Below are 19,685 nucleotides of genomic sequence, written 5' to 3' on the forward strand. Positions count from 1 at the left end.
ATACGCAGGTCCACTACGGGTAGCACGGATGCCCGTGCGTCTCGACGTGAACCTCCTCGACTACGTCCTCATCGCGATCTACTTCGTCACCGTGCTCGCCATCGGGTTCGCCGCCCGCCGCCGGATCAGCTCCAGCCTCGACTTCTTCCTGGCCGGGCGCGGGCTGCCGGCCTGGATCACGGGGCTGGCGTTCGTCTCGGCCAACCTCGGCGCGATCGAGATCCTCGGCATGGCGGCCCAGGGTGTCCAGTACGGCGCCATGACGCTGCACTACTACTGGATCGGCGCCGTCCCCGCGATGGTGTTCCTCGGCCTGGTGATGATGCCGTTCTACTACCGGTCGAAGGTGCGCAGCGTGCCGGAGTTCCTGCGCCGGCGCTTCAACCCCGCCACGCAGCTGCTGAACGCGATCACGTTCGCGGTCGCGCAGGTGCTCATCGCCGGGGTCAACCTGTACGCGCTGGCCCTGGTCATCGAGGCGCTGCTGGGCTGGCCGCTGACGGTCTCGGTGGTGGTGTCGGCGGTGATCGTGCTGGCCTACATCACGCTCGGCGGGCTCTCCTCGGCGATCTACAACGAGGTGCTGCAGTTCTTCGTGATCCTGGCCGGGCTGATCCCCCTCACCGTGCTCGGGCTGATCAAGGTGGGCGGGATCTCGGGCCTGTTCGAGAAGGTACGGCAGAGCCCGCTCGGCGACGCGGGCCTGCACACCTGGGCCGGCACGGCCGGTGACAACCCGATGCAGGCGCACTGGATCGGGATCGTGTTCGGGCTCGGCTTCGTGCTGTCGTTCGGCTACTGGACCACGAACTTCGCCGAGGTCCAGCGCGCTCTGTCGGCCAGGAACACGAACGCGGCCCGGCTGACGCCGATCATCGCGGCGTACCCGAAGATCTTCATCCCGCTGGTGACCGTGCTGCCGGGGCTGATCGCGCTGGTGCTGTTCAGCGGGTGGGGCCAGGGGCAGGACTACAACAACGCGATCCCGCTGCTGATGCGCGACCTGCTGCCGAACGGCGTGCTGGGGGTCGCGGTCACCGGGCTGCTGGCCTCGTTCATGGCGGGGATGGCGGCCAACATCAGCGGGTTCAACACGGTCTTCACCAACGACATCTGGCAGGCGCACCTGCGGCCGGGCCGCGAGGACCGGCACTATCTCCTGGTCGGGCGGGTGGCGACCGTGGCCGGGGTGGCGCTGGGCGTGGGCACGGCGTTCATCGCGGCCGGTTACTCCAACATCATGAACTACCTGCAGACGCTCTTCTCCTTCTTCAACGCGCCGCTGTTCGCGACGTTCATCCTCGGGTTGTTCTGGCGGCGGATGACGCCGTGGGCCGGCTTCTGGGGGCTGCTCGCGGGGACGGTGGCGGCCTTCGCTTCGTACGTGTCGTACAAGGCGGGGCTGGTGGACTTCGGCACCGAGCTGAACGCCAGCTTCTGGGGCGCGGGGCTGGCGTTCGTCGTGGACATCGCGGTGTCCGTGGTGGTCACGCTGGTCACCACGGAGAAGCCGGAGGAGGAGCTGCGCGGGCTCGTGTACGGGCTCAGCGACGTGAACCTGGAGGACGACGCGCTGGCCGGGGACGCGCGGTGGTACCGCTCGCCCGTCCTGCTCGGCACGGGCGCGCTCGTCCTGGCGGCCTTGGCGTACGGGGTGATCCTGTGAGTGACATCAGACTGGTGATCGGCGGGCTGTTCCTGCTGTACGGCGTGATCCTCATCGTCGCCGGGGTGGTGGGCAGCGCGGTCAACCTGTGGACGGGGCTGGCCATGGCCGTGTTCGGCGGCGCGTTCGTGGTGTGGTCGCGGATCAAACGGGTCTGACCGGCTCCCTGGCCCGCTCGTCGTAGGCGTTCCTGGCGGCGATCACCTCGTCGGCGTGCTCGCCCGCCCACTCGCCGATGGCCTGCAGCACGCCGATCGCGCTGCGCCCCAGCTCGGTCAGCTCGTAGTCGACCCTGGGCGGGATCGTCGGGTAGACGGTGCGGCTGACCAGGCCGTCGCGCTCCAGGCTGCGCAGCGTCTGCGACAACATCTTCTGGGTGAGGCCGTCGAGGATCCTGCGCAGCTCGTTGAACCGGCGCGGGCCGTCGAGCAGGGCGCCCATGACGAGGCCCGTCCACTTGGTGGTGAAGATGCCGAGCACGGTGTTGGGCTTGCAGACCCGCAGGAACGCCTCGGCGCCGCCGTAGCGGCGGAGGTCGGGAAACGTGGTATCCATCAGGTACCTGGATATCAATCAGGTGCCTTCTTCACAAGGGGTACCGGCGCGACCAGCATGTTCTCCGTGACAGAGAACATGCGTGCGATCGTCTATCGCTCTTTCGGCGAGCCCGAGGTGCTGGAACTCGCCGACGTCGCCCAGCCCGAGCCGCAGGCGCACGAGGTGCTCGTACGGGTCAGGGCCGCCGGCGTCAACCCGCCGGACTGGAAGCTGCGGCGCGTCCCCTACCCGCCGGACTACACCGAGCCGCCGCTGACCCCCGGCTGGGACGTGTCGGGCGTCGTCGAGGAGGTCGGCGAGTACGTCGGCCGGTTCAAGCCCGGGGACGAGGTGTTCGGCATGCTGAACTTCCCGCTCTACGCCGGGGCCTACGCGGAGTACGTGGTGGCCAGGCCGCGGCAGTTCGCGCTCAAGCCCGCCGGGATCTCGCACGTGCAGGCGGCGGCGCTGCCCATGCCGGCGCTGACGGTGTGGCAGGCGTTCACGGACGTCGCCGGCGTCTCGCCGGGGCAGCGGGTGCTCGTCCACGCCGCCGCGGGCGGGGTCGGCCACCTGGCGGTGCAGCTCGCCAAGCTGCGCGGGGCGTACGTGATCGGCACGGCGCGCGGCTCCAAGCACGCCTTCGTGCGGGGGCTGGGGGCCGACGAGGTGATCGACTACACCGGCACGGACTTCGCCTCGGCCGTGTCCGATGTCGATCTCGTGGTGGACATCGTGGGCGGGGACTATCCGGCCAGGTCGCTCCCCCTGATCCGGCCGGGCGGCGCGCTCATCGCGGTCGCCGGGCTGACGCCCGGGGACGTCGAGGCGTACACGGAGGCGGGGGTGCGGCACGGGCTGCTCATCGTGGAGCCGGACCACGCGGCACTGGCCTCGGTGGCCGAGCTGGCGGCGGAGGGCTCGCTGAACGTGCACGTGGACCGGGTCTTCCCGCTGGCCGAGGCCGCCAAGGCGCACGCGCTGATGGAGAGCGGCGACTTCGTCGGCAAGCTGGTGCTGGAGATTTGACATCCTGCCCCGCGTCAACCTACGTTGACTTGTGCGAGGTCAACCAAAGTTGACGTGAATGGGGATGTGATTTCGTGGACGCGTTGTCCGTCGCGGTGGCGGCGAACCTGCCGGTGCTGCTGTGGGGGTCTCCCGGGACCGGCAAGACCTCGGCCGTGCTGGCGCTCGGGGAGCGGCTCGGGCTGCCGGTCGAGGTCGTGGTCGGCTCGATCAGGGAGCCGAGCGACTTCGCGGGGCTGCCGGTGCTGCGCGACGGGGAGACCTGGTTCGCGCCGCCGCGGTGGGCCTCGCGGCTCGCGGCGGCGGGCAGGGGGATCCTGTTCCTCGACGAGCTCACCACGGCGCCGCCCGCCGTGCAGGCCGCGATGTTGCGGGTGGTGCTGGAGCGGGCGGTCGGGGATCTGGCGCTGCCCCCGTCCGTACGGATCGTGGCCGCCGCGAACCCGCCCGAGCAGGCCGCCGACGGGTGGGACCTGTCGGCGCCGCTCGCCAACCGGCTCATCCACCTGGACTGGACGGTGAGCGCCGAGTCGGTGGCGGAGGGGTTCACCGTCGGCTTCTCCGCGCCTGCCGCCGCTCCCGTCGAGGCCGGGGCCGCGGCGGTGGGGCGGGCCAGGGCGCTGGTGGGGGCGTTCCTGCGGGTACGGCCCGAGCTGGTGCTGGCGGTGCCCGACGGGCCCGCGCGGGCGTGGCCGAGCCCGCGTACGTGGGAGCTGGCGGCCACGGCCCTGGCCTGCACCGGCGACGACGCCGGCACCGGTGGCGGCGTCGGTGTCGGCACCGGTGTCGGCACCGGCGGGACGCCGCGGGTTCGGGCCGAGCTGGTGACCGGGGCCGTCGGGGAGGCCGCCGGGTTCGAGCTGCTGTCCTGGCTGCGGGACCTGGACCTGCCCGATCCCGCGACCCTGCTCGCCGACCCCGACGCGCCGCTGCCCGACCGGGTGGACCGGGTGCACGCCGTGCTCGGCTCGGTGGTGGCGCACGTGGCCGCCGACGGGAGCGCCGACGCGTGGCAGCGGGCGTGGTCGGTGATCGGCCGGGTGGCCCGGCGCACCCCGGACGTGGCGGCCACCGCGGCCCGCTCCCTGGCCGCCCGCCGCCCGCACGGCGCCGTCCTGCCGCGGACCGTGCTGGAGCTGGCCCCGATCCTGCGATCCGCCGGGCTGATGCCGTGAGCGACCAGCCGGCCCTCGACCGCTTCGCCAGCGCCCGGCTGTGGGCGGCCGCGCGGGCGCCGTACCTCGCCTCGGCCCTGTTCGCCCTCACCCCGCTCCCCCACGGGAGCGCCCCGCCGCGCCCCGCCGCCGACGAGCACTGGAACCTGCACCTCGATCCCGTCACGACCGCCGCCACCCCCGTGCCCGAGCTCGGCTGGTGGCTGCTCCACCACGTGGGACACCTCCTGCGGGACCACCACGCCCGCGCCCGGCCGTACCGGGAGGAGGCCCTGCGCTGGGCCCGCGCCGCCGACGCCGAGGTCAACGACGACCTGCCGGACGCCCCCGCCGGCACGATCTCCCCCGAGACCCTCGGCCTCCCTGACGGCCTGCTCGCCGAGCGGTACGCCGAGCTGCTCGACCTCATCGACCCGCCTGCCCACCTGGCCCCGTGCGCCGAGCCCCCGTTCACCGGCCCCGAGGCGATGACGGCGCTGGAACGCGAGCTCCTGGCCAGGGCGGTGGCCGCCGAGATCGACGCCAGGGGCACGGCTCCCGGCGGCTGGCGGCGCTGGGCCGAGACGACGCTCCGTCCCGAGGTGGACTGGCGGGCCGTGCTCGCCCGGCTGGTCCGCAGGGGCCTGGCCCAGGCGTCGGGCCGGGTGGACTACAGCTACCGCCGCCCGTCCAGGCGCGCCACCGCCGCGCCGCCGTTCGTGCTGCCCGCCCTGGTACGCCCGCTCCCTCGTGTCGCCGTCCTGGTCGACACCTCGGGCAGCGTCTCCCGTACCGCGCTCGAACGGGCCCTGGCCGAGCTGGACGGGGTGCTGCGCGCCACCGGGCACCGGTGGCTCGACGTGATCTGCTGCGACACCGAGGCGCACCCGGCCCAGCGGGTACGGGAGGCGGCCCGGGTGGAGCTGGTGGGCGGCGGCGGCACGGACCTGCGGCCGGGCTTCGAGGCGGCCTCGCCGCGGGCCGACGTGCTCGTCGTGCTCACCGACGGTGACACCCCGTGGCCGGAGCGGCGCCCCCGCCCGTACGTCGTGACCTGCCTGTTCGGCACCCGCCACCCGGCCCCGGCCTGGGCGAGCACGGTCCGGGTGCCACGATGACGGGGTGGGAGGGCTTCACGCAGGGTGAGGTACGCCGATGGAGAGGGGCCGGTTTCGGCCCCGAGGAGGCGGCGGCGTGGCGGGAGGCGGGCGTGACCGTCCCCGCCGACGCCCGCCTCTGGAGCACCGCCGCCACCACCCCGGCCACGGTCGTCACCTGGCAGCGGGCCGGCATGACGCCCCAGGACGCGGTGCGCTGGCACGAGCTGGGCGTCGCCCCGCACGACGCCGCCCGCAGGCACCTGGCGGGCGAGCGCCCGCGCCGGGTGCCCTGGCTCGCCCGCCTCGCCGCACCCGAGCCCGTCACACCCGCCCCCGAGGTCGTGGACACGCTGCGCCGGCTGCTGCGGGCGGAGGTGCCCGCCGACGTGGCCCGCGCGTACGCCGACGCCGGCTGGGACGGGGCCGAGGCCGAGGAATGGGCCAGGCGGCGGGTGGACCAGGGGGACGCGCGGGTGTTCAGGGCCCTCGGCTTCACGGCGGCCGAGGCGGCCAGGGCCGGGCTCCCCGCGGTGGAGGTCATGGCCTCATGGTGGGGCGCCGTACCGCTGGAGGAGGTGGCGGCCTGGTGCGCGGCCGGGCTCACGCCCGAGGAGGCGGCCGGCCAGCGCGCGTCGGGCGTCACGGCGGAGCAGGCGGCCGTCCTGCGCGCCCTCTCGACCTGAGACGTTCAGTACTCGACCTGAGACGTTCGGTACTCGACCTCGAACGCGTGCGACCCGGGCCCGTACCCGTACCTGTCACGCGCCCTCGACCCGAGTCGTTCAGTACTCGACCTCGAACGTGTGCGGCCCGAGCCCGTACCCGTCGCCGGACGGCACCACGTACCCGTGCTCGACCAGCTTCGCCAGGCTCTCGCGCACCTCCTCCTCCGTCAGCCCCGACGCCCGCACGATGCCGCCGAGCCCGGCACCGCCACCGGCCCACTCGACGGCCTGGGAGGCGACGGTCTCGTACACGTGGATGTCCCGGTCCGACAGGGCCTGGACATCGTGACCTTCCGTCATGACCGCTGCCTCGCTCCCTCCCTCAGCCGCAGCGGGTCGACCTCGCGGTCGGGGTTGCGGCGAAGGTATTCGGCCTCCAGCTCGTTCGTGCGGGAGGTGTGGTGCTCAAGCGCGTCGTCGGACCCGTGGAAAAAAGTATCGCTCCGGGTCAGGTGCAGCTGGCGCAGCTCTCGTACCAGGTCATCGTCGCTGAGCTGGGCCGGATCGATTCCCATCGTCGTCATGCGCTCCCCCTACCCCAGGAACCCCCGAACAATATCTGTCACAATTCCTGACATAGAGGCATTGTTTGTAAGAGATCGCCGCCTTACCTTCCCGTTATGGACCTCGAGCTCAGGCACCTCAGGATCGTCCGCGCGGTCGCGGACGCGGGAAGTGTGAGCAAGGCCGCGTCCCTGCTCGGGCTGGCACAACCGGCCCTGACCGCACAGCTCAAGCGCATCGAGAGGGTGCTCGGCGGCGCCCTCTTCGAGCGTGACCGCCACGGCGCCAGGCCCACCCGCCTCGGCGAACTCGTGCTCGACAGAGCACGCGTCCTCCTCCCCGCAGCCAAAGAACTGCAGGACGAGGCCGTACGTTTCGCTCACGCCCCCTCCCCCGGCTTCCGCATCGGCGCCACGAACGGGCCGATACTCGGCGGCCTGGTCGACCGGCTCGCCGCGGAGCGGAAGGTCAGCACGTACACGTCCTGGTCGACGCACGAGCTGATCAGCATGGTCGAGCTCGGCCGCCTCGACTACGTACTGACCGGAGCCTGCGGCGACTCCGGCACCCCCACCGGCACGCTCGTCTGGGAGACGATCAGCCTCGATCCCGTCTTCTGCCTGGTCGGAGAGGACCATCCCGTCGCCAAGGAGAAGGAGGTCGAGCTGGCCGACCTGGCCGGCGAGCAGTGGGCGGTGACGCCCGGCGACGGCTGCTTCGCGGACTGCTTCGCGATGGCGTGCGCGCGCGCCGGGTTCACGCCGGGCACGATCTACGAGACCGACGTGCCCACCTGCACCCACCTCGCGCAGGTCGGCCGCGCCGTCGTGCTCTGCCAGGCCACCCACCAGGCCGCCCAGGGACTGATCATGGTGCCGCTGGCCCGCGCGCCCCTGCGCTGGCGGCAGCTCCTCGGCCGCCACCCCACCGCGCCCGAGGCCGCCTGGGTCGTCGGGCAGGCGAAACAGGCCCACATGGACGCCGTACGCCGGAGCCAGGTCTACTACGACTGGCTGGTACGAAACCCGGGTTACGGCACCGCTCCATAACACGGTGATAGGGGCAAAGTAGTACTCCTCGATGCCTGGCACCGCCGTTACCGTGACGGCACCCCCAGCAGCGAGGAGACATCCATGCTCCGGACCCCGGCGCTGATCGCGATCGCGATCGGCGCGTTACTCGTGACGACGACCCCGGCCGTCGCCACCGCGAAACCGCCTTCCGGCGTGGTCGACGCCCTGCAGCGCGACCTCGGCATCACGAAGGACCAGGCGATCAACCGCCTGGCCAACGAGGCCCGCGGCAACGCTGCCGCACCTGGCGGAGCCGTAAAAAATCAAGGTGTCGATTCTGTGACTGCTGGGTTGTCGTCGTGTGGTGTGAGGGCGTTCAGGAGCGCGTCGGCGCTGGAGTAGCGGGTTGCGGCTCGGGTGACGGTGTAGTCGGTCTCCTCCAGCAGCGGGCGGACCCAGATCTGCGCGTTTCCGATGGTTCGCCGGCTCACCTGAAACAGCTCGGCCACGACTTGCCAGGTGCAGACCTTGCGCATGCCAAGGATGACCGCCAGGACGCGCTCGGCGTCGGTGATCTTCTCCTGGAAGATGCCTCCACGAGCGCTGGCCTGCCGGTCACCGCCGCGCTGGCGATGCTTGCGCTGCTCGGCCTCGGCGGCCTGCCGCAGCGACAGGCGCTCGGTCAGCGCGGCCAGTTCCGGGCGGCTCATCCCGGTCAGTGCCGGATCGGCGAGCAGCGCCAGCCGGTTCGGCCGTGCCGGGACGGTGTTGCTGTCCAGGAAGTCGCGCAGCGCACCGGCGCTGGTGAAGCGCAGCACGGTGGGCTTGATCGTGAGTTTGCGGGCGGCCAGGAGCTTGCCGGTCTCGGTGATCGCCTGACCGATCGGCGGCTGGCTGATCTCGAGCATCTCCGACAGGACGCGCTGGGAGCAGATCTGGCGGAGATAGACAATGGCGATCAGGGTCTTGTCGGCGTCGGTGAGCAGGGGGCGTCCGTGGTTAGCCTTGGCCTGCCGGCGTGGGCCACCACGGATTTCGAAGTTGCGCTGCTCGGCCAGGGCCGCCTGACCCGGAGCCAGGCATGCGGCCAGCTCGTTCAGCTCCTGGCGGCTCATCCCAGTCAGCCGGGGATCGGCCAGAGCATGCAGGCTTTCGGACCGGATGCGCGCCTGGTCATCGCATGGGGACAGGGGCGGGTGGCCGTCTGCCGGGCTGATTGTGTAGTTCCAGGCGCCGCGCTCGGTATGCGGGACGATGGGCAGCATGCTCATCCGCTCGGCCGACACCGACACGCCCAGCGGGTAGGCGTTGGTGTCCAGTTCGGCCGTGACGGTCAGCCCGGTGTGGGTGCGGGTCGCGGCGATGCTGTTGACCACGACCTCGTGGCTGGTCAGCGGCCTGCCGCGCCAGTTCATGGTGATGTGCGAGAACAGCCGGTGCTCTATCTTGTTCCACTTGCTGGTGCTCGGCGGGAAGTGGCAGACGGTCACCGTCAGCCCGGTCTCGGCGGCGAAGCCAGCCAGCTCGGCCTTCCATAACCGGAAGCGATAGCTGTTGGAGCCTCCGCAGTCCGCCGTGATGAGCAGCCGGTTCGCGTTCGGGTAGTCCAGGCTGCCGCGGCCGCGCCACCAGCGCCGGATCGATTCCACCGCGAACGCCGAGGTGTCGTGGTCGATCCCGACGTTCACCCAGCCCGTGTTGCGGGCCATGTCGTAGATTCCGTACGGGATCGCGTGCGGCACGTGCGGACCGGTGAAGAAGAAGCTGTGGTCCTCAACCCGGACCGGGTCGCCCTTGGGCCTCCATTGTCGGCCGGGGTTCGGCAGATCGCCCAGATACTCCTTCTTCTTCGTGTCCACGCTGATCACCGGCTCACCGTCCGCCTGATGAGCCTTGACCTGCTCGTTGATGTAACGAAATTGCGCGTCCCGGTCCGGATGCTGCTTGCCTTCCAGCGTCTTGGCATTGGCCTGCAAACTGAAGCCTTGGTCCTTCAACAGCCGGCCCACCGTCGGAGCCGAGACCGGACGGCCCTGCCGGGTCAGTTCCTGGGCCAGATCACGCAGCGACCTGGTAGTCCAGCGCAGCGGCGAGGCCGGATCCCCGCGCTCATCCGGCTCCACCAGCGCCAGCAGTGCCAGCACCAGATCCGGGTCCTGAGCTTCAGCCGTCTTGCGACCGCCACCACGACGACGGACACGGCCATCCGGCAGCGGATCCTCACCGGCCTCCAGCTCGAACACGCCGGCACGGACCGTCGTTTCGGACACTCTGGCCACTGCCGCCACCGCCCGCACCCCACCATGTCCGAGCAGCCGAGCCTCCTGGCCCATCACCAGACGCCGCTGCCGCTCGTTCAAATGCGGAAACAGCACCCTGAACCGCAAGGAAAGCTGATCGCGGACTTCGTCCGGTATGCCCATACCAGGCCAACGAGTTCAAGATCGAAAAGCAACGCCTTATTTCTTGACGGCTCCGGCCTGAGCAAGACGCTCGGCGACCGCTATGCCGGAATCTGGTACGAGGGCGCCGAAAGCGCGCTCGTCGTGGCCAGCACCTCCGCCGCCGACACGGCCGCGATCACCCGCGCCGGAGCCAGAGCCCGGGTCGTCCCGCGCTCGCTCGCCCAGCTCTCCTCGGTCAAGGAGGGCCTCGACCGCACGGCGCCACCGGCCTCCGTGCACAGCTGGGCCGTCTCCCCGCAGAGCAACTCCGTCGTCGTCCTCACCAGCGACGAGCAGGCCGCCCGCTCCTGGGTCGCCACCAGCGGCATCGCCGACGCCGCCGCCGTGACGTTCGAGGCCTCGGCCGAACGCCCGCGCCTGTTCTACGACATCCGCGGCGGCGACGCGTACTACACCTCCGAGGGCTACCGCTGCTCCATCGGCTTCGCCGCCAGGCGCGGCACCCAGCTCGGCTTCACCACCGCCGGCCACTGCGGCGGCACCGGCGTCACCACCACCGGCTACAACCGGGTGGCGCAGGGCACGTTCCAGATCTCGTCGTTCCCCGGCAACGACTACGCGTGGGTCGCCACGAACAGCAACTGGACCGCGCCCGGCGTGGTCAACGGCTACAGCGCCGGCATCCTCCCCGTCCGCGGCGCGGCCGTCACCCAGCCCCAGGGCTCCGTCTGCCGCTCCGGCTCCACCACCCAGTGGCACTGCGGCACCGTCCAGGCCCTGAACTCCACCGTCAACTACCCCGAAGGCACGGTGTCGGGCCTGACCCGCACCAACGTGTGCGCAGAAGGCGGCGACTCCGGTGGATCGTTCATCTCCGGCGACCAGGCCCAGGGCATGACCTCCGGCGGCTCCGGCAACTGCTCGGTCGGCGGCACCACCTACTTCCAGCCCCTCGGCGAGATCCTCTCCGCCGGCGGCCTCACCCTCGTCACGTCCGGCGGCACCGACCCGCCGCCGACGGGCTGCCAGGGGTACGAGGAGACGTACAGCGGGTCGCTGACCTCGAACCAGAGCGCGTACCAGCCGAACGGCTCCTACTACCAGGCGACGGTATCCGGGACCCACGCGGCCTGCCTCGACGGGCCCAGCGGGGTGGACTTCGACATCTACCTGCAGAGGTGGAACGGGACGTCGTGGACCGTGGTGGCGCGGGGGGACAGCCCGAATCCTGATGAGAGCATCAGCTACAGCGGTAGCGCCGGCTATTACCGGTATCGGGTGCATGCTTACAGCGGGGCGGGCGCGTACACGCTCGGCCTGAACCGGCCATGAGGGCGCGCCGCCCGATCCCGAACCGGGACAGTCTGCAGGACGTGCTCGGCCGTGACCTACCGTCCGTCCATCCGTAGAACATGCTCGGCCTGGAACTGTCCGTAGGACGGCCGGACGATCCTGGCCCTGGCCGGCGGCGAGTGCGGGCGCTCTCCCCAGAGCGCCCGCACTCGCCGCCGCCTTCTTCTCTCGGACGCGCGCGTCCGGAACGCGGCACGAATATGATCGGCTTGGGCTCCAACAACACCGGCAGGCATGGAATGATGTCGGCGGAGAACTCTCCCCGTACGGCCGGGCACCACGACCGGGTCCGATGCTCTAGCCTTAGCTTGCGCGGGGCTCGGCATGATCCTCTCGTTGCCTGCCGTGCGTCGCACAACTTCATCCAGGGGCGGTAGCTCAGCCGGTCAGAGCATCGGACTCATAATCCGTGGGTCGTGGGTTCAAGTCCCACCCGCCCTACTCACCAATACCGCGTTCGACCTGGGGTTTCTCGGATTTCGCCAGCCTCGGATCTCGTTTTTGATCATGGTTGGTTGCTCGGTGGTTGCTCGCCGGTGCGGGTTGCGTGACGCGGTAGATCGTTAAGACCGCCATCGTCACGACAGACCCCAGCGACCATCAAGAGAAGATCAAAGCTGAACACCCGTACCGCCCACTCGGTCAAGCCACGGCAGAGCGGGGTCATCTATTGGTTCCTCAGCATGTTCCCCCCGCCTTCGCCTCGGGGCCGAGCAGACTTTTGGTCCGCTGGTCTTTCGGCCCAAAGGCGAGGCCCGCAGCTCCCACTGCGGGCCCCATGTGGACTACCGGTACTCAGACGCGAGCAGGCAAAGTGATCAAGCGAGCGTGACCGGTGTCCGGCACGGCGCTGACGAGGGCGGCGGTGGACTCGGCGGCCGCGCGGGCCACCTCCGGGTAGACGCTGGTGTAGGTGTCGCGGGTGAAGGTGGATGAGACGTGCCCGAGCGTCTCTTGCACGATCTTCAGGTCCACTCCGGCGGCCAGCATCAGGGAGGCTGCCCCGTGCCGGAGGTCGTGAAGCCGGACCGGTGGCAGGCCCGCCTCGTAGGACAGCAGGTAGGACTGGTCGCTGACGTGCTGCGGATGCAGCGGGCGGCCGATTTCGTCGGTGAAGATGAACCCGCTGTCCACCCAGGTCTCCCCTGCGGCCAGCCGCTCGGCGGCCTGCGCCTTGCGGTGGCCGCGCAGAGCGGTGACGGTGTCGGCGTCCAGGGCGATGGTGCGGTCGCTGGCCTCGGTCTTGGGCTTGCCCTGGATGGTTTCCCAGCCCAGCTGGGTGATCTGCCAGTGCACCCCGGCCGTCCCCGCGTTCAGGTCGACGTCCTTCCACCGCAGCCCGACCGCCTCACCCCGGCGCAGCCCGCGCAGCGCGATCAGCCGGTACAACACCGCCAGCCGATGGCCGGCCGCCTGGGCGAGGAAGGTCGAGGTGTGCGCCGGGGTCCACACCATCACGGGTGAGGGCCGCGGGGTGGAGATGTAGACGTTGATCGGGTTGACCCGGCCGCGTCGCTGCTGTTCGGCGGCAAGTCGTCGATGCAGATCCTGGGTCCAGGCAGTGACGCGCTCGTCGGTCCACACCAGCGCCTTCGGCTTGTCCGCATCGGGCAGTTCGACCACCGCGGCGGGGTTGAAGTCGATCAGCCGGTCCTGCTTGATCGCGATGTTCAGCGCGTGCCGCAGGGTCGCGCGGATGCGGTGCATGGTGCTCGGTCCGACTGGCCGCCGGTACCGCACCTTCGCCCGCTCGTCCGGATTGTCACTGGCGCGAGCAGTGACGATGACATCGTTGAACTCCTCGATCGCGTCAAACATGCCCGCGATGTCGGACACCCGCAACCGGTCCAGCCGGATGTCACCCAGGTAGGGGGTGAAGTACAGCCGGATGTGCGCCTCGTACGAGCGGCGGGTGGTCTGGTCGATCTTCCGCTTGCGGCGCAGGAACTCGGCCATCCATTCTGCGACCGTCACCGTCGGGTTCAGATCCTGATGGGTGCGGACCTTACGCCGCACCTCCTCCACCGGCGGGAGGGTCTTGGTGTCCTTCAGGACGGCCAGCATCAGCTCGGTGATCTTGCGGCGCACGTGCAAGTCCTCATCCAGCGCCAGCAGCGCGCAGGCGTGCTCCAGCTCGGCCTCCACCTCCTCGACAGCGGTGAAGCCCTGGCGGCGCAGCGGGTTGCGTCGCCGCCCGTCCGCGTGCGCGGGCAGCTCGAGCTGGTAGGCCCACCTACCGTGCGTGAGGCTCCACCGCTCCCCCTTGCCCCCGGAGCTGCGGAGCTTCGGGCAGCTCTTGCCGAGCTTCTTCCCGCTCGCCTCATCCCGGCAGGAACAGGTCTTGTAGATGGTGCCGTTCATCGTCATGGCTGGCCTTTCTCGTCGAGCGCTGTCGTTTCTGTCCGCCGCCCGCACGACGCCCCAGACGGGCCATCGGCAGGACGGGCGGCCATCGACGCCCACCTTCATGGCACCCGTCAAGCGATATCCGCTGGTCACGACTACCGCCCGTCGGCATGACGCCACCTTTGTTCCTGTCACCCTGTAAATACCGGCTCGAAGGCAGAAGTTAGGACATCGCGACGAACCAAGACTTGGGCAAATCAGCGCCTCGCAACGGAACAGGCGAATGGCTGCAGTTTTGAGGCGGCCGGGCGGAGCCGTTGCTAGGCTCCGGCCATGAAGCCCCCGGGACGGACGAGGCGCGGCCTGCGCTCGGCCCTGGTGGCATTCGGCACTACCGTGATCGCGGTCGCCGCCCACCGCGCCAACCACGGGACGATTCCGCCCCTGCTGGCCCTGCTTCCCGTGGTCCTGGTGGCCTGGGGCGTCGCCTACGCGCTGGCGGGCCGCAGGGTCACCCGGTGGGAGCTGCTGTTCTTGCTCGGTGCCGCCCAGTTCGGCATCCACGGTCTCAGCGTCTACCTGACGGGCCCCGTCCATTACGGCGCCGGCGACGTCTCGTCGCCGATGGTCCTGACGCATGCTGCGGCCACCGTGCTCACCGCGCTGCTGCTGGAGCACGGCGAGCGGATGTGGTGGGGCCTGCTCTCCCTGCTCGGCGCCCGGTACTGCGCTGTCCGTGTCCGCGATCTCCCGCCGCGGGTCCTGCGCGTGGTCCCGGTCGCCTTCCGCGCTGTTCTCACGCTGACTCGGCTGTGCGGCGGGCCGGTCGGAACACGCGCCCCACCCCTCCTCGCCCGGATCTGAAGGCACCACGGGGACATCAGGCCCCGTTTCCCCCGGACCGAACAGTACGGTCGTGATCCGTACAGAGGAGAAACCCCCCATGAGCTCTGCCCTTCGTACGACCCTGCGCACTGCCGCTCGCACCCTCGCCGTTGGCACGGCCGCCCTCGGGCTGGTCCTGCTCGGCGCGAGCGCGGCGTCAGCGCACGTCACCGTCACGCCCTCGACCACCGCGGCCGGCAGTTACACCGTGCTGACCTTCTCCGTCCCGCACGGCTGTGACGGGTCGGCCACCACCTCGGTCGCCATCGCGATGCCCGAGGAGATCGTCGCGGTCACGCCGACGGTCAACCCGGGCTGGGAGGTCGAGAAGAAGATGGAGAAGCTCGCCACCCCGGTCGACGACGGCCATGGCGGCCAGTACACCGAGCGGGTCGACCAGATCGTCTACACCGCCAAGACCCCGCTGCCCGATGCCCTGCGCGACACGTTCGAGCTGTCGCTGAAGCTCCCGGAGAAGGAAGGTGCCAAGCTCGTCTTCCCGGCGGTCCAGAAGTGTGAGAAGGGCGAGACGCCCTGGACCGAGGTCGCCGCCGACGGTGCGGAGGAGCCGGAGCACCCTGCCCCGTTCATCGTGCTGACCGCCGCCGAGGCGGAGGGCGCGAAGGCCTCGGCCACGCCGGCTGAGACCGCGATGTCGGCCGCCCCAGCGGCGGCGCCTGCGGCCGCCGGCTCGGCCGCGCCCGCCGGCTCGGGCGAGCCGGGCGTCGTCGGCTGGGCCGGCCTGGTGCTGGGCGCGATCGGCGCGGCCGCGGGCGTGACCGCACTGGTGCGCGGCAGGAAGACCTCTTGACCCGTCCGGTCCACCGTTGGACGTCTCGGTGGGGGCGGCCGGCCGCCGTCCCCACCGGGACCGTCCTGCTCCTGGCCGCCCTCCTGGTCCTACTCCTTCCGGGTACGGCCGACGCCCACGCCGTGCTGAAGTACACCGACCCCAAGGACGGCCAGGTCCTCGCGCAGGCGCCGCGCACCGTCACAGCCACCTTCAACGAGGCGATCACCCTCGCTCCGAAGGGAAACCAACTGTTCGACTCGGCCGGCCGCCCCGTCCCCGCCGACATCCGCTCGGTGAACGACACCGTCGTCTACACCCCGGCCTCAACCCTCGCCGAGGGCACCTACATCGTCAGCTGGCGGGTCATCTCCGCCGACACCCACCCGGTCAGCGGTGGGATCAGCTTCTCCATCGGCAAGCCGAGCGCAAGCTCCGTCGCCGTTCCCGACCAGGTCGCCGTCCGCGAGGTGAACGTGCTCCGGATCGGCGCCGAGGTGCTGCGGTACGGGGGCGTGCTCGGGTTCGCGGGCCTGACCGCCTTCGGCCTGTTCATCGCCGAGCCGAGCGTGCGCAGGTCCGCGGCGTTCGCCCGGAGGGTCGGGCGCACCCGCGACGCGCTGGCCGCGGCGGCGGTGCTCGGCGCCGCGGCCCTGGTCCCGCTGGTCAAGCTCTGGCAGGACGGCGCGGGCGTCGGCGACCTGTTCTCCGCCGCGCTGTGGCCCGCGGCGCTGTCGGCGGCGCCCGCGGCCGCCGCGGCGCTGCTGGCCGCAGGCGTCGTGATCGCCCTGGTCGCGGTGCGCCGCGAACTGCCGGTCGCCGCCGCGGCCGGGACGGCGCTGGCGCTGGGCTCTCTCGCCGTGGTGGGCCACACCAGGGTGTACGGGCCGGGCGGGCTGGTGCTCGCCGCCGACCTGCTGCACCTGGCCACCGCGTCGCTGTGGTTCGGCGGGCTGCTCGGGCTGTGCCTGCTGTTCGTCCCCGACCGCCACCACCGGGTGGCCGAGGTCGCCTCGGCGGTCGGCCGCTTCTCGGCCGCGGCGCTGTGGCTGGTGGCCGGGCTCGGCGCGAGCGCGGTCCTGCTGTGGTGGCGGATCGCCGACAGCGTGGACGGTCTGTGGACGACCGGCTACGGCCGGCTCGTCCTGGTCAAGCTCGTGCTGGTGCTCGCCGTCGTCGGCGTCGCCGCCTGGAACCGGTACCGGTTCGTCCCCTCCGTCCTTTCCGGCACGCGCCGCGAGGTCACCCTGGCCGCGCTGCGCCGCACCGTCGGGTTCGAGGCGGCCGGGCTGGCCGTGGTGGTGGCCGTCACCGGCGTGCTGGTCTCGCAGACGCCGCGCGAGGAGCCCGCCGCCGCGCCCGCGGCGCCCTCCTCCGGCGCCGCGGCGTCCGCCTCCGCTGCCGGGCCCAAGACGCTCACCGCGGCCGTCGGTGACGGCAAGGCCACCATGGTGATCAGTCCAGGCAGGCGAGGGGTCAACGCGCTCCAGCTGTCCCTGGTGGACAGCAAGGGCGTGCCGCTGGTGCCGCACGAGACGCCGCAGTTGTCGGTACGGCTGCCCGCCTACGAGCTGGGGCCGTTCAAGAAGCCGCTGTCCACGACGGGCAAGGGCACCTACGAGGCGGCGGTCGACTTCCCGCTGGACGGGACGTGGACGGTGACGCTGGTCGTGCGGCTGTCGGAGTTCGAGAGCCCGGTCGTCTCCCAGGAGGTGGTGATCCCGTGAGATCCGGTGTCGTCCGGGCCGCCGGGGTGGCGCTGGCGGCGGCCGTGCTGGTGCTGCTCCCGGCCGCCCCTGCGCTGGCCCACGTGCTGCTGGAGTCCGCGCAGCCCAACGGCGACGGGTCGGTCACGCTCACCTTCTCCTTCGACCACGGATGTGACGGCGCGCCGACCGAGGCACTCGTCGTCCGGATACCGGCCGGCTCCTCGCTGCTGTCGGCCGGTCAGCCGGACGGCTGGCGCAGCACGGTGAAGGGGAACACGGTCGAGTGGACCGGCCCGGGGATCGCCGACGGCACCAAGGCGGCCTTCACCGTGAAGGCCCGCCTGTCGGGCAAGGCCGGCGAGCCGCTGCTCTTCCCGGCCACACAGCGGTGCACCGGCGGCAAGGGGTATGAATGGATCGGCGCCGAAGACGCGTCCAAGGAGCCCGCACCCCGGCTGATCGCCACCGCCGCCGTCCTGGACCCGGGCCTCAGCCCGGCCCCGCCCCCGGCCGTGGGCGCGGACGGCGCCGGCGACGTTCAGGTGGCCGTGGCTCTGGGCGCCTTCACCGCCCTGGCAGCCCTGACCGCTCACCTGACCCGCCGGCGCCTCCGCCACCCATAGTGGGCATGCGGTGGTGCAAACGACCGCATGCCGGGCCTCGGGCCCCGGAATGTCATGGTCATCCCTGAGCAGATCGTCGCCGAATGACCCACCGCCTCACACGATCCAAGATCTACAAGAAAGGAACGTGTGAGGCAACTCCGACACCTCCTGGCGGGGACAGCCCTGCTCGCCCGCCCCATGGTGGCCGCGCTCCCGGCGGGGCGGCGACATCGCAGAGCATGGCCGTCGCCTGTCAGGGCTACACCGCCACCATCGTCGGCACCGCCGGCCCGGGCATCCTGTCCGACACCCCCGGCAACGACGTGATCGCCCTGCATGAGCGCAACGACCAGCTCACCGATACCGGCGGCGACGGGATCGTCTGCTTCGACGACAGACAGGCGGTCTTCTACGGTTCGACCGGCGCGGTCGGCTTCCTCCTCGACAACAACGACACCGTGTACGGGGGAAGCGGCGGCGACCTCCTCGACGGCTGGATAGCCAACGACACTCTGTACGGCGAGGAGGGCGCCGACCTCATCTACGGCGGCAACGGCAACGACACGCTCCGCGGCGGTTCCGGCCTCGCCGACAGCGGCGACGGCGGGCCGACCTTCCCGGCCAGGCCAAGTGCGCGAGCGACCTGGAGACCCGTACCGACTGCGAAATCACCATCCCCTGATCACTTTCGGACGGCCGATGGCGATCGCGAAGGGCGCCCCCCGATCGCCATCGGGCACCACGGTCTTTCGCGGAAGGCCCGCTGACGCGTCACGCGTGTCCCCGCAGACGTCACGGATAGCGTCCGGCATGTGCCGGCCCGCACCTGGCGCTTGCGCCAAGCGCGGGCCGGCACTCATGACGATCAGCCCTTGGTGCGCTCCAGCCTCATCCGAGACAGCCCGGCCTGCTGGGCTGGTGAGAGCGCGAACAGCCTGGCCGGCAGCAGCCGTGGATCACGGTCGAGCTCGGTGGTGACCGGAGTGAGAGTTTCGGACATCTACCTTCTTTCCTCGACGTGGTGTCACCCAGACTTCGGTTATGACCACCCCTGCGGATGGCTCCTTACACCCCGCCGTATAAACGGTCTCGGTTTCCCGGACATCGGTAAGCAGCCGGTTGAGGAATGGGACGTTTGCCTTGCAGGAGAGGGCGCGCGCGGTCGGGCCGTGCTCGCGCTCATGGCCGCCGTCTCCGACTTCGGGACCCGGAGCTTTACGCTGGGATGTCTTCCAGCCGCGCCATGGTCAGCGGGGCGAGCCCTTCCAGAGTCCTGGCAATGAGCGGATGGTTCAGCAAGGCGCGACGCACCACAGCGTCCGTGGCCATCAGGAACGCCAGGTGGCGAACGGCGTGACTGGCCACGTTCGTGGTGTCGATGCGCTCCGGCGCGGGCGCTGCCGGGGCACTGCCTTGGGCTATGTGCAGGACGGGCAGTTCCTCGGCCGGCAGGTGAGGCTCCGGGTCGGGGCATACGGCGTAGGTCAGCACGATCTGCCCCTCCGGCCGGTGACGCCAACTCGTCGAGTGGACGACGGTGGACGGCTCGTTCACGGACAGTCCGGCCAGCCGGCGCGCGACTTCATCGGGGCTCTCGCCCCGGCCGAGCGCTGCGGTGAGCCGCCGGTAAGACCAGCGCCCGTCGGCTGCGGCTCGAAGCATAAGAGTCTCCACCGAGACCGGCGCAAGTCCAGCGTCGATCTGATCAGTCACCGGCAAGCCCGTCCTTGTCGATATGAGCAACTGCAACTCGAACGCAGGGGCAACATGATGGCGTAGGTCTGCCCCCGATACGGGGCAGCACGCACGACGCGAGCCCTCCTGCCAGAGCTTCGCCAGCCGCCGCCACGGCAGATGTTCGAGA

Annotated in this window: 21 protein-coding genes and 1 tRNA gene; 15 read left to right on the forward strand and 7 right to left on the reverse strand. The window is 70.9% G+C overall.

All coding sequences use genetic code 11. The features are described 5' to 3' along the window. The first annotated feature begins 28 nt into the window (after positions 1-28). The gene (locus HD593_RS39615) at positions 29-1,666 is read left to right on the forward strand and encodes a sodium:solute symporter family protein (RefSeq protein WP_185107247.1); all 1,638 of its coding nucleotides are present in this window, start codon (positions 29-31) and stop codon (positions 1,664-1,666) included. Further along, positions 1,663-1,824 (forward strand): hypothetical protein, encoded by a 162-nt coding sequence (locus tag HD593_RS39620; protein WP_185107249.1) that lies wholly within the window; start codon positions 1,663-1,665, stop codon positions 1,822-1,824. Before HD593_RS39615 ends, HD593_RS39620 begins: the two co-directional genes overlap by 4 nt. Here the strand turns inward: HD593_RS39620 and HD593_RS39625 are convergent. After that, positions 1,811-2,221, reverse strand: coding sequence for a winged helix-turn-helix transcriptional regulator (locus HD593_RS39625; RefSeq protein ID WP_185107251.1), 411 nt, complete (start codon positions 2,219-2,221; stop codon positions 1,811-1,813). The two genes, HD593_RS39620 and HD593_RS39625, sit on opposite strands and share 14 nt — an antisense overlap. A 57-nt stretch (positions 2,222-2,278) precedes the next feature. On the opposite strand from HD593_RS39625, the gene HD593_RS39630 reads away from it, so the two are divergent. The 4 genes from HD593_RS39630 to HD593_RS39645 all read left to right on the forward strand — a co-directional run bounded on the left by HD593_RS39630 (position 2,279) and on the right by HD593_RS39645 (position 6,169). Next, positions 2,279-3,232: an NADP-dependent oxidoreductase gene (locus HD593_RS39630; protein WP_246546949.1), complete on the forward strand. Its 954-nt coding sequence runs from the start codon at positions 2,279-2,281 to the stop codon at positions 3,230-3,232. A 74-nt stretch (positions 3,233-3,306) separates the two neighbouring features. Further along, the gene (locus HD593_RS39635; protein WP_312904042.1) at positions 3,307-4,407 is read left to right on the forward strand and encodes an AAA family ATPase; all 1,101 of its coding nucleotides are present in this window, start codon (positions 3,307-3,309) and stop codon (positions 4,405-4,407) included. Continuing rightward, entirely contained in the window at positions 4,404-5,504 is a 1,101-nt protein-coding gene (locus HD593_RS39640) for a vWA domain-containing protein (protein ID WP_221525207.1), read from the forward strand. Before HD593_RS39635 ends, HD593_RS39640 begins: the two co-directional genes overlap by 4 nt. Further along, positions 5,501-6,169 carry a hypothetical protein gene (locus HD593_RS39645; protein ID WP_185107253.1) on the forward strand — a complete coding sequence of 223 codons (669 nt, stop codon included), beginning with the start codon at positions 5,501-5,503 and terminating at the stop codon, positions 6,167-6,169. The genes HD593_RS39640 and HD593_RS39645 overlap by 4 nt, the downstream gene beginning before the upstream one ends. 99 nt (positions 6,170-6,268) lie before the next feature. Here HD593_RS39645 and HD593_RS39650 read toward each other — a convergent pair whose 3' ends face one another. Together HD593_RS39650 and HD593_RS39655 are read right to left on the reverse strand one after the other, a co-directional pair. After that, complete coding sequence (locus HD593_RS39650) at positions 6,269-6,511, reverse strand: hypothetical protein (protein WP_185107255.1); 243 nt, start codon at positions 6,509-6,511, stop codon at positions 6,269-6,271. Continuing rightward, positions 6,508-6,735, reverse strand: coding sequence for a DUF6158 family protein (locus tag HD593_RS39655; protein WP_185107257.1), 228 nt, complete (start codon positions 6,733-6,735; stop codon positions 6,508-6,510). Before HD593_RS39655 ends, HD593_RS39650 begins: the two co-directional genes overlap by 4 nt. A 96-nt stretch (positions 6,736-6,831) precedes the next feature. Here HD593_RS39655 and HD593_RS39660 point away from each other — a divergent pair, with 96 nt between their 5' ends. Both HD593_RS39660 and HD593_RS39665 read left to right on the forward strand, forming a co-directional pair. Beyond that, positions 6,832-7,764: a LysR family transcriptional regulator gene (locus HD593_RS39660; protein ID WP_185107259.1), complete on the forward strand. Its 933-nt coding sequence runs from the start codon at positions 6,832-6,834 to the stop codon at positions 7,762-7,764. A gap of 84 nt (positions 7,765-7,848) precedes the next feature. After that, a complete protein-coding gene (locus tag HD593_RS39665; protein WP_185107261.1) occupies positions 7,849-8,130 on the forward strand; it encodes a hypothetical protein in 282 nt (93 codons plus the stop codon). On the opposite strand, the gene HD593_RS39670 is transcribed toward HD593_RS39665, so the two are convergent. Then, positions 8,052-10,151, reverse strand: coding sequence for an ISAzo13 family transposase (locus HD593_RS39670; RefSeq protein ID WP_185101737.1), 2,100 nt, complete (start codon positions 10,149-10,151; stop codon positions 8,052-8,054). The two genes, HD593_RS39665 and HD593_RS39670, sit on opposite strands and share 79 nt — an antisense overlap. A gap of 123 nt (positions 10,152-10,274) precedes the next feature. Here HD593_RS39670 and HD593_RS39675 point away from each other — a divergent pair, with 123 nt between their 5' ends. After that, positions 10,275-11,465: a S1 family peptidase gene (locus tag HD593_RS39675; protein ID WP_312904044.1), complete on the forward strand. Its 1,191-nt coding sequence runs from the start codon at positions 10,275-10,277 to the stop codon at positions 11,463-11,465. A 388-nt stretch (positions 11,466-11,853) separates the two neighbouring features. Further along, positions 11,854-11,927, forward strand: a tRNA-Ile gene (locus HD593_RS39680). 354 nt (positions 11,928-12,281) lie between these two features. Here HD593_RS39680 and HD593_RS39685 read toward each other — a convergent pair. After that, positions 12,282-13,853 (reverse strand): site-specific integrase, encoded by a 1,572-nt coding sequence (locus tag HD593_RS39685; RefSeq protein WP_221525208.1) that lies wholly within the window; start codon positions 13,851-13,853, stop codon positions 12,282-12,284. Between the two features lie 312 nt (positions 13,854-14,165). Between HD593_RS39685 and HD593_RS39690 the strand changes: the two genes are divergently transcribed. From HD593_RS39690 to HD593_RS39710, 5 genes are all read left to right on the forward strand, one after another. After that, the gene (locus tag HD593_RS39690) at positions 14,166-14,696 is read left to right on the forward strand and encodes a hypothetical protein (RefSeq protein WP_185107265.1); all 531 of its coding nucleotides are present in this window, start codon (positions 14,166-14,168) and stop codon (positions 14,694-14,696) included. Positions 14,697-14,775: 79 nt separating this feature from the next. Continuing rightward, positions 14,776-15,528, forward strand: a complete 753-nt coding sequence (locus tag HD593_RS39695; protein ID WP_185107267.1) for a YcnI family copper-binding membrane protein — start codon at positions 14,776-14,778, stop codon at positions 15,526-15,528. After that, entirely contained in the window at positions 15,525-17,234 is a 1,710-nt protein-coding gene (locus HD593_RS39700; protein ID WP_185107269.1) for a copper resistance CopC/CopD family protein, read from the forward strand. Before HD593_RS39695 ends, HD593_RS39700 begins: the two co-directional genes overlap by 4 nt. Next, positions 17,231-17,839: a DUF1775 domain-containing protein gene (locus HD593_RS39705; RefSeq protein WP_185107271.1), complete on the forward strand. Its 609-nt coding sequence runs from the start codon at positions 17,231-17,233 to the stop codon at positions 17,837-17,839. Before HD593_RS39700 ends, HD593_RS39705 begins: the two co-directional genes overlap by 4 nt. 221 nt (positions 17,840-18,060) lie before the next feature. Further along, entirely contained in the window at positions 18,061-18,588 is a 528-nt protein-coding gene (locus tag HD593_RS39710) for a hypothetical protein (RefSeq protein WP_221525209.1), read from the forward strand. A 98-nt stretch (positions 18,589-18,686) separates the two neighbouring features. Here the strand turns inward: HD593_RS39710 and HD593_RS63755 are convergent, their stop codons facing one another. Both HD593_RS63755 and HD593_RS39715 read right to left on the reverse strand, forming a co-directional pair. Further along, positions 18,687-18,821, reverse strand: coding sequence for a hypothetical protein (locus HD593_RS63755; protein ID WP_281402494.1), 135 nt, complete (start codon positions 18,819-18,821; stop codon positions 18,687-18,689). A gap of 215 nt (positions 18,822-19,036) precedes the next feature. Continuing rightward, positions 19,037-19,534 carry a hypothetical protein gene (locus HD593_RS39715; RefSeq protein ID WP_185107275.1) on the reverse strand — a complete coding sequence of 166 codons (498 nt, stop codon included), beginning with the start codon at positions 19,532-19,534 and terminating at the stop codon, positions 19,037-19,039. Positions 19,535-19,685 lie beyond the last annotated feature (151 nt).

The organism is Nonomuraea rubra, from assembly GCF_014207985.1.
GTDB classification, from domain to species: Bacteria; Actinomycetota; Actinomycetes; order Streptosporangiales; family Streptosporangiaceae; genus Nonomuraea; species Nonomuraea rubra.